We start from the raw sequence: 14554 nt of genomic DNA, 5'->3' as shown, positions 1-14554 counted from the left end.
TGTTAAGCTGTCTTAAATTTTAACTTTATATAAATACACACAATACACTGATTATAATTTGTTTGCATGTTTATTTAAAACGCGATCACCTTCATTGCTTTGAAGGCATGGTTTGACTTCATCTTCATAAGTCATCTGTATAGTTTTGTAAACAAAAGCGATGAGTTTCCTTGTTTACAAATGTAAATAATCAATTGTTTACATTTGTAGCACAATTAATTCATATGACTAAAGCATACATAAATATTGATTTTGAACACTTCCAAGAGCCAGCGCTTTTTGGCCGTTATATTAATGCCGATCACATAAAAAACCTTCTTGAAAAACACAATAAATATTTTGAAGTGACGGTTATTGGAAAGTCGGTTTTAAATGAAAACATTCATTTTATAAAAATCGGATCTGGTGAAAAAAGAATTTTAATGTGGTCTCAAATGCACGGAAACGAAAGCACAACTACCAAAGCAATATTTGATTTATTGAATGTTTTGGCAGACTCAAAAAACGAAACCGTTAAAAAGCTTTTGGATAAATGTACTATTGGCATTATTCCAATGTTGAGTCCGGATGGATCAAGATCTTACACCCGTCTAAATGCAAACGGAGTGGACTTAAATAGGGATGCGCAAAATTTGACGCAGCCAGAAAGCAGAGTGCTTAGAGAGTGTTTTGAGAATTTTAAACCGGATTTCTGTTTTAATCTTCATGGCCAGCGTACTATTTTTAGCGCTGGCGCATTTGATAAGCCTGCAACTGTTTCCTTTTTAGCGCCAGCTCAAGATGAGATTTGTACGATTACAGAAACCCGTAAAAAAGCAATGGATGTTATTGTTAAGATGAATGAATATCTACAAAAACAAATTCCTGGTCAAGTGGGGGTATATGATGACGCATTCAATATTAATTGTGTTGGGGATACCTTTCAGGTGCTAAACGCTCCAACCATTTTGTTTGAAGCTGGACACTATCCTGGCGACTACGCTCGCGATAAGGTAAGAGGCTTGATATTCCAATCGCTATGGATTGCGGTGATCGAGATTGCTTTTAACACCATAGAGGGGATAAATGAGACTGAGTACTTGAAAATCCCGCAAAACGAAAAGCTGTTTTACGACATTATTATTCGAAACGCGAAGCTGAAAAGGGGTGTGGGCTATGAGATTTTAGATGTTGCAATTCAATACGAGGAGAAACTTGATCGAAATCAGGTCACTTTTATTCCTAAAATCGAAAAAATTTCAGATTTGGATCTCTTTTTTGGTCACAAAGAAATTGATGCCCATGAGCAATTGGTATTTAATGATGTTAATGTGAAGTTAAAAGAGGGGCTCGCAATCGATTTCGTGTTTGTGAATACTGAAAAACACTCGCTATTAGTATAAAATATCTAGGTTTCGGTGTATTATCTTCAATAAATTTCTATTATTTTTGTAAAAAATTTAATAATTCACAAAAATGGGAAAGTTCAAGTTAGATGAAATTGATCATCAGATTTTAGACATGTTAATTGATAATACACGGGTTCCGTTTACGGATATAGCTAAAAAATTAGTGATTTCGGCAGGAACGGTTCATGTTCGTGTCAAAAAAATGGAAGAGGCAGGTATTATCCAGGGCTCATCCTTAACCTTAGATTATAAAAAACTTGGTTATTCATTTATTGCTTACGTTGGGATTTTCTTGAATAATACTTCGCAAACAAAATTTGTTTTAGAGCGTATTAATGAAATTCCATTTGTTACGGTAGCGCATATTACTACAGGAAAATTTAATATTTTCTGTAAAGTAAGGGCTAAAAACACTTCACATGCCAAGGATATTATTTTTATGTTAGATGATATCGAAGGTATTTACAGAACAGAAACTATGATTTCATTAGAGGAGAGCATAAATGATAAAAAGCGCTTAATGCATTCGATTTTTAACGAGATGTAATGTTTTAGGACTTTTGATAACTATGCACCCTATTTTGAGCAATCACTAAAGGGTGTTTTTTTTAAAAAATAACAGTTAAATGCTTTTTTATGTTGAGAAGTGAGCTAGATTCAGATGACTACAATAGTTATTATCAACCCTATATTGATAAGGTCGAGGACATAGAACTATTGGATGCTTTAAAACGCAATCGTAAATCGGTAGCTTCCTTTATTAAAAGTATTGATATAAATAAACTTTCTTTTCGTTACGCTGAAGGCAAATGGAGCGTTAAAGAAATTATTTTGCATTTAATTGATACAGAGCGGGTATTTGCATATCGCGCGCTGTGCATTGCCAGAAATGATAAAACTGAGTTGCCTGGTTTTGATCAAGATGTTTTTGTTAGTCATGGTTATGCTGACAACAGAAGCATCGAAGATCTGTTGTCAGAATACGAGACTGTGAGAATGGCAACTATATCCTTATTCACTGGTTTTAATCACGAAGTGTTGGCGGCAAGAGGTATTGCTAACAATAGCAGTCTTTCTGTTAGGGCAACTGCGTTTATAATTGTGGGCCATGAAAATCATCATCTTCAAATTATAAAAGAACGGTATCTATGATTTGTAGTATTCGAAGGCCTTAATAAGCAATTCGTTTTCTACCAAACAATCTATTTTAGGTACGCCAATCTTTTCCAATAACACAAAATTGATGTTGCCATGTTCGTTCTTTTTGTCATATTTTAAAAGATCAATTATGGCATCATGATCTGAGGCTTCAATCGAAACTTTGTTGAAAATTTTAAGAAAGGTTTGTTTTATAGTTTCCATCTCATTTTTAGGAAAGTCTAATAATTCCGCAGAAATATAGGTTTCCATTATCATGCCAATAGCAATAGCTTCTCCATGAAGCAATTCTTGCTTATCTGTTTCACTTAAAAAATAAGACTCAATGGCATGGCCTAAAGTATGTCCGAAATTGAGTGTTTTACGCAAACCATGCTCAAATGGATCTTCAGTGACAATCGTTTTTTTTATTTCAACTGATTCGTGAATTAAATCATCTAAATCCCTTAAGGATAAGTTGTTTAGGTCTAAAAATTTGCTCCAGTATAGTGGGTCATAAATAAGCCCGTGTTTCAACATTTCAGCCAAACCACTTTTTAAATGATTTTGAGGAAGTGTGTCTAAAAAGCTGGTGTCCACAAGTACCATATCTCCTGAAGAAATCACACCAACCTGATTTTTAAGAGCGCCCAAATCCACGCCGGTTTTTCCTCCAACAGAAGCATCCACCATTGCCAAAAGCGAGGTAGGAACATTTATATATTTCAAACCGCGCTTAAAGGTACAAGCGACAAAGCCGCCCAAATCAGTAACAACGCCGCCACCTACATTAATGATGAGACTTTTTCGGTCGGCGCCCAATTCTGACAGTGCATTCCAGACGCCAACGCAGGTATCTATGTTTTTATTGGCTTCGCCTGCTTCAATTTCGATGATTTCGCAGTCCAAATCTGTTTCTAATTTACTCATAAAATGTGGTAAGCAATGGACATGCGTATTGTTGTCAACGATAATAAATATTTTTGAAAAACGATTGTCTTTCAGATAGTTGTTTAGTTCTTCATATCCCGTGGTATTAAAGTGAACGGCATAGGAATCAGTGATAATTGAGGTCATTTGTTTAGTAACTTTATTAAAGGTTGAAAATAAGCAGTTTTTAATTAATTAATCACAAATGAATAATTAAATTTGCTTTTATTTTTTTATAATAGCTATGTCAGAAATTTTTGAAAATACCGAAGTCGCTTTTCGTTTAAAAAGTGATTCAGAGCTGGAACGCGCTTACTTTTTGTTTAAGATGATTTCCCATCAACCTTTAGTAAGGATAGGCACCGCAGCAACAAATTTTGCCTTGAAAGCGCACTTGCCAGTAAAGGGATTAATTAGAGCGACAGTTTTTGACCATTTTTGCGGAGGCATCAATGAAGAGGATTGTTTGCCAGTTATCGATAGGATGTACGTCAACGGTGTGAGTTCCGTTTTGGACTTTTCAGTAGAAGGAAAAGAAACGGAGTCACATTTTGATGCTGCGATGGAAAAAACGATGAAGATCATCAATTTTACAGATGAGCGGAAATCTATGCCTATCTCGGTATTTAAGCCTACAGGGTTTGGTAGATCTTTTTTATATCAAAAGAAAGGAGAAGGTAAACCATTTACCCCGCAAGAACAAGAAGAGTGGGATAGAGTGGTGGCACGTTATGATAAGGTGTGTAAGTTGGCCAAAGAAAAAGATGTTGAAATTTTGATCGATGCCGAAGAAAGCTGGATGCAGGACGCTGTTGATGATTTGTGTGAAGACATGATGCGAAAGTATAATACAGGAATTCCTGTTGTTTTTAATACCTTACAATTGTACAGATGGGATCGGTTAGATTACCTTAAAGCACTTCATGAACGCGCAAAAAAAGATGATTTTACCATTGGTGTAAAGATTGTGCGTGGCGCCTATATGGAGAAAGAGCGTGAGAGAGCAGAAGAAAAAGGTTATGCTTCGCCTATTTGTGCCACCAAGGAAACAACAGATTTAAATTTTGATGCCACCTTAGATTATATTCTGAGAAATCTAGACACTATTTCACTGTTTATCGGAACACATAACGAGCAAAGCTGTTACTTGGCAATGGACCTGATGCAGCAATTGCATATAGACAAAACTGACAACCGTGTATGGTTTGGGCAACTTTACGGGATGAGCGATCATATTAGCTTCAATCTGGCAGCAATAGGTTATAATGTCGCTAAATATGTGCCATTTGGGCCAGTTAGGGATGTGATGCCTTATTTGATACGACGCGCTGAAGAGAATACGTCGGTTGCGGGACAAACGAGTAGGGAGCTGATGTTGCTTAAGAAAGAGCGGAAGCGAAGAAAACGACCATAATAAAAAAACTCCGATGTGTAAAAGCATCGGAGTTTTTTTTGTCTATAGAATTTGATAACTAAATAAAATGATACCACTTCTTTTTATGAGAATCTGCTGCTCCATATCCATAGCCATATCCATAACCTTTTTTGTCAAAATTTGTTCCGTTTAATAACAAATTCATTTTTGGAAGTCTATGGTCTTCAAACAGTGGTTTTGCAACAGCAACTAATTGTCTCTTGTCTATATTATCAGCACTGACAACATATATAAACATATCGGCAAATTTAGAGATGATTAGGGTGTCACTTACCAATCCCACAGCAGAGGTATCCACAATTATATAATCATATTTATCTTCGAAATAATCAAATAACTCTTGAACTCTCTCACTTATCAAAAGTTCAGAAGGGTTAGGCGGAATGGTTCCGGAGGCAATAACATCCAAAAATTCATTATCCTTAAGCTTATTCAAAATCTGACAGGGTTTCAACGTTTTATCAGCTAAAAATTCTGATAAACCAATTGAGGTTGAAGGTTTCTCTTTCAGATATTGCATTATTTTAGGCACACGAATGTCCATTTCGATTAAAAGGACGGATTTTTCTGAAAAAGAAATGGAGGATGCTAAATTAGTACTGGTGTGTGACTTTCCTTCTTCTGCTCGGGTTGAAGTTATGAATATTTTTTTTGTTTTCGCAACCTGGTCTTTTAATAAAAAATCAATATTTGACCGTAAAATTCGGAAGGCTTCCGCCTTGGCGGAGTAGTCGACTTTATTTATGAGTTTCGTTTTTTTACTAGTCATTGGAATATCTCCTATATACGGAATGGTAAGGAGTTTCATTAAGTCGTCTTTATCATGAATCTTTGTGTCTAGTAGATCGTTTATGTAAATAAAGCCAATTGGAAGCATTAATCCCAATAGTATAGCTGCTAAATATGTTATCATTTTATTTGGAGCTATGGGTAAATAAGTTGAATAGGCCGTATCAATAACTTTAGCATTAGCAGTAAACATACCTAGACTGATTGCTGATTCTTCACGTTTCTCTAACAAGTACAGGTAGAGTGACTCTTTGATGTTTTGTTGACGTTCAATATCGCGCAGTTGTCTTTGTTTTGTTGGTGCCGAATACAATTGCCCTCTAATTCTAGCATCCTCTTTAGTAAGACTAGTGAGGGTAATCTCGCTAGTCTTTTTCATGTTCTCTAAAGAACTCTCTAAATTATTTTTTAAGGCATCAATTTGATTATTTAAGTTGATCACAACTGGGTTTTTTTCAGTTGAATTCTTCAATATTCTATCACGCTGAGCTACTAATTCATTATGGCTTTTTGTAACTTGATTAACGTTTGCATCAGCAATCCCAAGATTTGATGGCAATAAATCAGAATTCTTATTCTTTTCTTTTAATTCTTGTCGTAAATAGTCTATTAATTGAATCGTATTCGCGGTGTTATTTATTTGAAATTCATTTTGTTTCTCGCTTTCTAAATAAATATTGGCTTGTGATCCGAGAGCCGTTAAGTTATTTCTTTTTTGAAGTTGCTCTGCTGTAAAGTCCACTTCTTCTAATTCTTTAAAAACCAATTCTAAGCGATTATTAATAAAATCAGAAGTTACTTTTATGACGTCTTCTTTATCTGTAATGACATCATTATTGTATTCCCTAATGACCTGATTGAGTATATCAACAGCTCTATTCGGAATATTGTCTTTTAGTGTCAATTTGATCACGCTCGATCCGTCCACTGTCGAAGTCAAAATAGCGGGCTGGTAACTATTGACCATTGAAGTCACAGGCTTTATTGAAACCTTTAAATTACTTCCTTTATGTGGAGCGAACTTTCCAATATTTGGCACTATCACTAAATCACCAAATCCTGTTTTAATCCGATCTCCAAAAGAAAATGATTTTCCTTCAGAGTCATCACGCTCTATAATAGATTTCCCATTATCTTTAAACATTAAAAATTCTGATTGGGATTTAACCTTAATAAAAAGAGTAGTATCTACTTTATGAACGATTGAATCACTTGCAAAAAAATTTAATTTTATAGGAGCATTTTCATATAACTCCATTTCCTTAATTTTTCCTTGTTCATAATATCTAATATTAAGCTTTAAGTTTTTTACGATATTTGCAATTATAGTTCTTGAAGTCATAACTTCAATTTCATCTTTTATTTTATTTGCCCCACCAGAAAAAAGACCACCACTGGTTATTTCGGCCATACTTGGCAGTTTCTGAGATTGTTGTTCATCCTTAATTTTAACAGTTGCAGAAGCTTGGTATAGATATGTAGTATATCGAAGATAACCGTATGCTAAAACTATAGCTGTAATTACAAAAAATAATATTAATTTCCATTTAGAAAGATAGATGTCTAATGTTTTTTTTAATTCATTTGTAGATGTATCCATTTTACATTTTATAAAATTTTAATATTAATAAGTTATTTAATCAAAAACACGGCTACTATTGTAGTTAACGTGCCTATCGCTGAAATGAGTACCGCATTATTTTGATTGTAATTAGCTGAGCGTATTCTGGCATTATTTTGTTCTACAATTATGACGTCGTTCTGCTGTAAATAATAGAGTGGTGAGCTTACAGTATTTACCGAAGTCAAATCAATTTTTGCAAACTTTTTTTTACCATCAACTTCACGAATGAGAAGGACATTTTTACGTTTTCCAAAAATGGTTAAATCATTGGCCAAACCGAGAGCTTCTGGTAAGGAAATACGTTCGTCCTGTATTGTAAATGTGCCTGGTCGTGAGACTTCTCCAATAACAGTTATCGTAAAGTTAACGAGCCTAACGTTTACAATAGGATCCTTCGCATATTCGCTTATTTTTTCTTTCAGCATAGCGGTAAGAGCTATTCTTGTTATTCCAGCGATATGTAAAGTGCCCAAAACAGGAAATTCAATATTTCCATTATAGTCTATTAAATAAGTCTGCATTCTAGTACGACCTGATGCATTAATTAGGTCGTCGCTTTCTGAGACTATGGATAAATTGAACGGCTGTGCCGCTATAGGGTCGGCTGCAGAGACGTTGATAGTTAAAATGTCATCAGGTTTATAAATAAGTTGCTCAGGTGCGGAGTCAATATAGCCATCGCTTAATGGTCTATCCTGGAAGTACGCTATGTCCTTTCGGGAAGCGCAAGAGGTGGCCATAATTACCAATACTGTGAGTGTAAATAAACGAATTTTCATTTGAGTAGTTTTATATGTATGGTTTAATGTAGATTATTTTTTATTATCTAAGACTTCGTATGTTGAATTATTGGAAATATATTCGGGAATTAGAGTTTTTATAAAAGACACTATTTCTAAGGGTTGAGTTAGAGAGTTTACAGTAGATAGTTTATTTATTTGTTTTTCTACATTTATAATATCTATAGGTCTTGACTTTGCTATCATTATTTTTTCATGATATGTTTTCGTGGTGTTTTCTCCATTTGCTAATAACTCTTCGTAAATCTTTTCGCCTGGCCTTAAACCAGTGATTTTGATATCTATGTCTTCAGGATAGCGCAGGCCAGATAGGATGATCATATTTGTAGCAAGATTAAAAATCTTAACGGGTTCTCCCATATCAAATACGAAAATTTCGCCACCATTACCCATAGCAGCTGCTTCTAAAACAAGCTGGCAAGCTTCAGGAATAGTCATAAAGTAACGCATAATATCTTTATGGGTCACCGTTAAAGGGCCGCCATTTTCAATTTGTTTTTTAAATAATGGGATTACGGATCCATTGGAGCCTAAGACATTTCCAAACCTTGTGGTTATGAATTTTGTATGCCCTTTTTCTTTGAGACATGTCACATAGAGCTCTGCGATGCGTTTTGTGGCTCCCATAACATTTGTTGGATTTACTGCTTTGTCTGTTGATATTAATACAAATTTATCCACAATGTGCTTCACTGATATATCCGCCACATTTGAAGTGCCTCCAATATTAACACTAACGGCTTCAAAGGGGTTATTTTCCATTAATGGCACGTGTTTGTAAGCTGCAGCATGGAAAACCACTTTGGGTTTATATTGATTAAATATTTGATCTATTCTAGTCCTGTTCCGAACATCCGCAATGATAGCTTCGATATTCTCTAATCCTCGTTGCTTAAATTCTTGTTGAAGGTCATAAAGAGCGGACTCTGCATTATCTAAAAGAATTAACTTTTTATAATTATAACGACTAACTTTTCTGGAAATTTCACTACCAATAGATCCAGCGGCACCTGTAATGAGTATTATTTTATTTTCATATTCATCAATTAGTGCCGGATTAATTATGGATATGGGGTCTCTCCCTAATAAATCCTCAATATTGACGTTTTTAATTTGGCCAATACTCAAATCACCATCGATCCAACTTTGTAGCGGAGGAACAATCTTTACAAGAAGTCCTAAATCAAATAAATACCCAGTAATTTGAAGTAAACGTGTTGGATCAATATTTTGAATTGAGACGATTACTTCTTCAATAGTATTTTTTAAAACTAGTTCTGGGGTTATTCTTTTTAGGTTGTAAACTGGTAAGAGGTTTATTTTTTTGCCAACTTTACTTTCATTATCGTCTATAAATCCAATAACTTGATAGTGGTTTTGAGGATCGTTACTAATGGCATCGTAAGTTATCATGCCAGAACTTCCAGCACCAAAAATCAAAACATTTTTAGTAGGTAAATAATCATTAGTTAGCGTGTTATAAAGAGATTTTATAAATAATTTAAAACCAATTATAAACGCTACATTAAGCAAAAGATGGATATATATGATGGATCCAGGAACATCAAACAGTTCATCATAATTGAATTTTCGACTAAAGAATGTTGAGACAATCAATATTGTCGCAAGAATATTTGCGCCGATAATAATGTTTATAATGTCCTTAAAACCGGTAAATCTCACTACCGCCCTGTGTGATCTTACAGCTAAAAAACTTATTAATGCGGCTAAAAGTACATAAGGAATTTGTTCGATGACTAGGTTGAAATTAAAACCCAATTTGAAATTGTACCTAATAAAATAAGCCAAAATGAATGTAATTACTACAATTAATAAATCGAAGAGTAGCACCAACCATTTTGGGGCATACTTTTGAGATACTTTATGCAGAAGTTTAGAGATCATATACTAAAATACGATTTAATTGTAGTAATTACCCTATCTCGTTCATTATCGGTTAAATTTGATCCACTAGGCAGGCAGAGTCCTTTTTCAAATAAGTCGTCTGAAACCCCGTTGAGATATCTTGGAGCATCTTTAAATACAGGCTGTTGGTGCATTGGCTTCCACAATGGTCTTGACTCTATGTTCTCTTTTTCAAGAGCTAGTCTTAAACCTTCTCTTGTAGATTTAGAATTTAAAAGAACACAAGATAACCAACGGTTAGAAAAATGACCTTGTGGTTCCTGTAAGAAAGTAATGTTTTCATTCTGTTTAAAAGCGTTTGCATAAAACTCGTGATTAGCGCGTCGTTTTGCTACATGACTATCTAATATGGTCATTTGTCCACGCCCAATTCCAGCAATAATATTAGACATTCTGTAATTGTATCCAATATGCGAATGGAGGTAATGTGGTGCATTATCTCGTGCCTGCGTTGCTAGGAAAACTGCTTTTTCTTTATTTTTTAATGTTTTTGATACTAAAGCACCACCTCCAGATGTAGTTATGATTTTATTACCGTTGAACGATAATATTGAGAATTCACCAAAAGTCCCACAATTCTGACCTTTATAATGACTTCCTAAAGACTCTGCACTATCTTCAACAACTGGAATCTCGTATTTTATTGCTATTTCATTAATTTCATCAACCTTATAAGGCATTCCATATAAGTGAACAGCGATAATAGCTTTGGGCTTTTTCCCTTTAGAAATTCTATCTTTAATGGCTATTTCTAGTTGTATAGGACACATATTCCAAGTGTCTCTTTCACTATCCACGAAAACTGGGTTTGCCCCTTGATAAACAATAGGATTTGCTGAAGCTGAAAAGGTCTTACTTTGACAGATGACCTCATCTCCATTTCCAACGCCTAACAAAATAAGGCTTAAATGCAAGGCAGAGGTACCGGATGCTAATGCAGAAACATGGCGATCTGCTTTAAGGTAGGATTGTAAGTCAATTTCAAAGCCAGTAACATTTGGTCCTAAAGGTGCTACCCAATTGGAATCAAAAGCTTCGTTTATGTAGGATTGCTCAGTACCACTCATATGCGGTGATGATAGCCATATTTTCGGTTTCATAAGTTAAAATTGTTAAGTAATAATTCAAATTACTGTTCAATTCCATGTCAATAGAGGTATCTGGGACACGATCTAGATTATGGGTAAATATCCATTATAAGTTCAAACTCCACTAATTAAAACGATAAAACGTAAATATTCACGTTGTTAACAGTCATTAATATTTAAAAAATAAGTACTACAACCTGTTTTAATCGTTATAGTACGCAATGCTTATACAAAAAAAGATATCAATAATAATTATCATGACTTTTTAATTATATGAAACTGGTAGTCAAGTTAATAAATTAATTTTAAGAATTTACGTCATGTCTTTAAAATAGATAACTTAATCTATGCTATATTTAACCTTTGTAACTAATTTTTGATAAAAAAGTAAATTTATAATCAAAATAATGAATATCTTAATTACTTCAGCAGGACGCAGAGTTTCACTCTTAAGGTCATTTCAAAAAGAATTAAAAAAAATAAATCCTTCATATAAAGTATACGCTATCGATTCGGACCCATTGCTATCTGCCGCTTGCCATGTTGCGGACGAGTATTTTAAAGCCCCAAGATTAGATGAATCAAATTATATTGATTATTTATTAAATCTTTGTAAAATTCATGACATTGGTCTAATCATTCCAACAATAGATACAGAATTACTGGAACTTGCAAAAAACAAAGCTCGTTTTGAAGCACAAGGGATTGCTGTTGTAATTTCCTCTATTGAATTTGTGTCAAAATGCAGAGATAAAAGACTCATCCATAAATTTTTTGAGGAACATAATATAGATGCACCCAAAGAATATACTAAAGACAATTACAATATTCCAATTTTCATTAAACCTACAGATGGAAGCAGGAGTTTCGATACGTATATCATTAAGTCTAAACAATATTTAAATGAATATCATTTTGCAAATGAGAAACTCATGTTTTTAGAATACTTAGACCATGATCTGTATGACGAATACACGTGTGACTTATACTTCGGAAAAGATTATAAACTAAAGTGTGCTGTACCTAGAAAGAGAATTGAAATTAGGGATGGCGAAGTTTATAAGGCTGTGACAAATGATAATGCTTTAGTTCCTTTTATAAGGAGAAATTTAAGCTACATCGATGGGGCAGTTGGGTGTCTTACCGCTCAGTTTTTTATGAACAAAACTGATGACGAAAAAATTTATGGGATTGAGATTAATCCGCGGTTTGGAGGAGGTTATCCCTTGACCTATTTGTCTGGTGCTAATTTTATCAAATGGATAATTGAAGAGTATATATTAGGAAAAACCATTGACGATCAATTTAATGTGTGGGAAAACAATTTATTAATGATTCGTTATGACGATGAAATTTTAGTACATGGATATAAAGGTTGATAATAATACTGTAGTTGTTTTTGATTTAGATGACACATTATATAACGAACTAGACTACTTGAAATCGGCCTATAAGTCTATAGCTCAATTATTAGAGCCAGATGAATGGAGATTATTGTATTCCAAGATGTTTTCTTTATATAGAAGTAAAATCAACGTATTTGAGTATGCTGCCAATACTTATAATATTGAGGTCAAACTCTTGATTGAAATGTACCGGAACCATAAACCAAATATTCAATTATTCGATGGTGTTTTAGATGTCTTAGAAGCTATAAAATCAAAAAACGGAAAAATTGGTATAATAACCGACGGAAGATCAAAGACTCAACGAGCAAAAATTGAGAGCTTAGGTATTTTGAATTATATTGATAAAATTATTATTTCTGATGAGATTGGTTTTGAAAAGCCTTGTTTTGCAAATTTTCAAGCAATCGAAAAATCACTGACTGGCACGATTTATTATTATATCTCAGATAATTTAAAGAAGGATTTTATAGCACCTAATTCTATGGGTTGGAAAAGCGTGGCTTTAATTGATAATGGTAAAAATATACATTTTGAAACTCATAAGGATATGACCCTTCAAAAATTACCCCATGAATTTGTTATCGATTTCAAAGACTTTAATATTATTTAAAAAGAACTGTTAATTTAGCTGTTTTTTGAGCCTTGGAACTCTGACATATTAACACTTTCTGAACTATTAATGTCTTTTCGATAAATTACTTTATTTATAGTTTTTAGAATAATTAAAAAATCAAGTACAAAAGACTGGTGATCAACATAGAAAACATCATAATCAAATTTTTGTTCCCAACTGATTGCATTTCTACCATTTACCTGTGCCCAACCTGTAATTCCTGGTAATACCTCGTGTCTTCTACTCTGTCTTTCATTATAGCGCGATAAATATTGGGGCAGGAGCGGACGGGGACCGATTAAGCTCATGTCACCTTTTAGAACATTTATTAATTGTGGGAGTTCATCCAAGGATAATTTTCTGCACAAATCCCCAACTTTAGTCACACGCTCCAAAGCTGGCAATAGATTCCCATTCAGATCTGTTTTGTCATTCATTGTTTTAAACTTAATAATTGTAAATATTTTTCCATTTTTTCCAGTACGTGCTTGATAGAAAAAAGGTTTACCGTTATTGAGTATATATAGCGAAACAACAAGGAATAAAAGTATTGGAGAAAGAATTAGGATTCCAACTAAGGCTGCTATAAGGTCAAAAACAAGTTTTACGAATGAACGATATAAATTCATACTTTAATTATATTTTAAGAACGCTGGTTATTAATTTCAATAAGTCAGCGTTAATAATATTTACATCAAATCTTTCCTCGGCATATTTTCTACTGTTGATGCCCATTTCTTTAATTTTATGAGGATTGATAATAAAAAATTCCATTGCGCTAACTAAAGCTTCCAAGTTTTTGGGCTCAATTAGAAAGCCATTTTCTCCCTCTCTTACAGCTTCTCGGCAACCAACGGAATCAGTTGTAATAATTGGATTTCCACATGCGCAAGCTTCCAGTGCTGTTCTTGGCAAACCCTCTCTATAGTAACTTGGTAGAACAAAGACATCTCTTTTATGTAAATGCTTTTCAATATTTGGCTGCTCGCCATGAAAAACAATTACCTCTTCTTCGTGCAAAAGATTGAGTTCGTCTTTATTAATTGCTGATGGAGATGTTTCTGAAGCACCGATTAAATGGAACTCTGCGTTGGGGTATTTTGCTTTCAATAATTTCGAAGCATTTAAATATAGTGTGATCCCTTTTTCCTTTATTAATCTTGAAACTAAAAGAAAAGATACTTTGTCAGAAACATTTTTTTCTTTAAATCTAAATTGATTAAGATTAACTCCAGATCCGCTGACAAATAATACTTTTTGTTTTTTTGAAATTATTTTTCTATCTATAAATAATTGGTAATCATCTCCATTTTGAAAAACAATAGCTCTGTTTTTTCTAATAGATAATTTGTATAATGTTTCATTAAAAAGTTGTAAAATTCTTGCTTTGGTGGAGAGTCCCGTAAAAGAATAGC

General features: G+C 33.7%; 13 protein-coding genes. 6 read left to right on the top strand and 7 right to left on the bottom strand.

Going from position 1 to position 14554, the window contains the following annotated elements; genetic code table 11:
* Positions 1-224 precede the first annotated feature (224 nt).
* The 3 genes from ACOH2D_RS00065 (at position 225) to ACOH2D_RS00055 (ending at position 2540) form a co-directional block, all read left to right on the top strand.
* Entirely contained in the window at positions 225-1382 is a 1158-nt protein-coding gene (locus tag ACOH2D_RS00065; RefSeq protein WP_449534028.1) for a M14 family metallopeptidase, read from the top strand.
* Between the two features lie 73 nt (positions 1383-1455).
* Positions 1456-1935, top strand: a complete 480-nt coding sequence (locus ACOH2D_RS00060; RefSeq protein WP_348036610.1) for an Lrp/AsnC family transcriptional regulator — start codon at positions 1456-1458, stop codon at positions 1933-1935.
* Between the two features lie 89 nt (positions 1936-2024).
* Positions 2025-2540 (top strand): DinB family protein, encoded by a 516-nt coding sequence (locus ACOH2D_RS00055; protein WP_348036611.1) that lies wholly within the window; start codon positions 2025-2027, stop codon positions 2538-2540.
* Here ACOH2D_RS00055 and aroB read toward each other — a convergent pair.
* Positions 2535-3602 carry a 3-dehydroquinate synthase gene (gene aroB, locus ACOH2D_RS00050; protein ID WP_348036612.1) on the bottom strand — a complete coding sequence of 356 codons (1068 nt, stop codon included), beginning with the start codon at positions 3600-3602 and terminating at the stop codon, positions 2535-2537. The two genes, ACOH2D_RS00055 and aroB, sit on opposite strands and share 6 nt — an antisense overlap.
* A gap of 97 nt (positions 3603-3699) precedes the next feature.
* On the opposite strand from aroB, the gene ACOH2D_RS00045 reads away from it, so the two are divergent.
* A complete protein-coding gene (locus ACOH2D_RS00045; protein WP_449534027.1) occupies positions 3700-4869 on the top strand; it encodes a proline dehydrogenase family protein in 1170 nt (389 codons plus the stop codon).
* A 58-nt stretch (positions 4870-4927) separates the two neighbouring features.
* On the opposite strand, the gene ACOH2D_RS00040 is transcribed toward ACOH2D_RS00045, so the two are convergent.
* From ACOH2D_RS00040 to ACOH2D_RS00025, 4 genes are read right to left on the bottom strand one after another with little or no spacing between them, the layout of a single operon-like run.
* On the bottom strand, positions 4928-7279 hold the full coding sequence (locus tag ACOH2D_RS00040) for a GumC family protein (protein WP_449534026.1): 2352 nt from the start codon (positions 7277-7279) through the stop codon (positions 4928-4930).
* A gap of 32 nt (positions 7280-7311) precedes the next feature.
* Positions 7312-8082: a polysaccharide biosynthesis/export family protein gene (locus ACOH2D_RS00035; protein WP_348036616.1), complete on the bottom strand. Its 771-nt coding sequence runs from the start codon at positions 8080-8082 to the stop codon at positions 7312-7314.
* 33 nt (positions 8083-8115) lie between these two features.
* Positions 8116-10008 carry a polysaccharide biosynthesis protein gene (locus ACOH2D_RS00030; RefSeq protein WP_449534025.1) on the bottom strand — a complete coding sequence of 631 codons (1893 nt, stop codon included), beginning with the start codon at positions 10006-10008 and terminating at the stop codon, positions 8116-8118.
* Entirely contained in the window at positions 10005-11129 is a 1125-nt protein-coding gene (locus tag ACOH2D_RS00025) for a DegT/DnrJ/EryC1/StrS family aminotransferase (protein ID WP_449534024.1), read from the bottom strand. Before ACOH2D_RS00025 ends, ACOH2D_RS00030 begins: the two co-directional genes overlap by 4 nt.
* A 395-nt stretch (positions 11130-11524) precedes the next feature.
* Between ACOH2D_RS00025 and ACOH2D_RS00020 the strand changes: the two genes are divergently transcribed.
* Positions 11525-12496, top strand: coding sequence for an ATP-grasp domain-containing protein (locus ACOH2D_RS00020; protein ID WP_348036619.1), 972 nt, complete (start codon positions 11525-11527; stop codon positions 12494-12496).
* Complete coding sequence (locus tag ACOH2D_RS00015; protein ID WP_449534023.1) at positions 12480-13136, top strand: HAD family hydrolase; 657 nt, start codon at positions 12480-12482, stop codon at positions 13134-13136. Before ACOH2D_RS00020 ends, ACOH2D_RS00015 begins: the two co-directional genes overlap by 17 nt.
* A 14-nt stretch (positions 13137-13150) precedes the next feature.
* Here the strand turns inward: ACOH2D_RS00015 and ACOH2D_RS00010 are convergent, their stop codons facing one another.
* Positions 13151-13768 carry a sugar transferase gene (locus ACOH2D_RS00010; RefSeq protein WP_449534022.1) on the bottom strand — a complete coding sequence of 206 codons (618 nt, stop codon included), beginning with the start codon at positions 13766-13768 and terminating at the stop codon, positions 13151-13153.
* 7 nt (positions 13769-13775) lie between these two features.
* Positions 13776-14554, bottom strand: a 779-nt coding sequence (locus ACOH2D_RS00005; protein ID WP_449534021.1) for a glycosyltransferase family 4 protein, incomplete at its 5' end; no start/stop codon positions are given.

The sequence above is a fragment of the Gelidibacter sp. genome (assembly GCF_053579655.1).
Note: the sequence above shows the minus strand (reverse complement) of the source record. Positions and strands in the feature narration are given on the sequence as shown.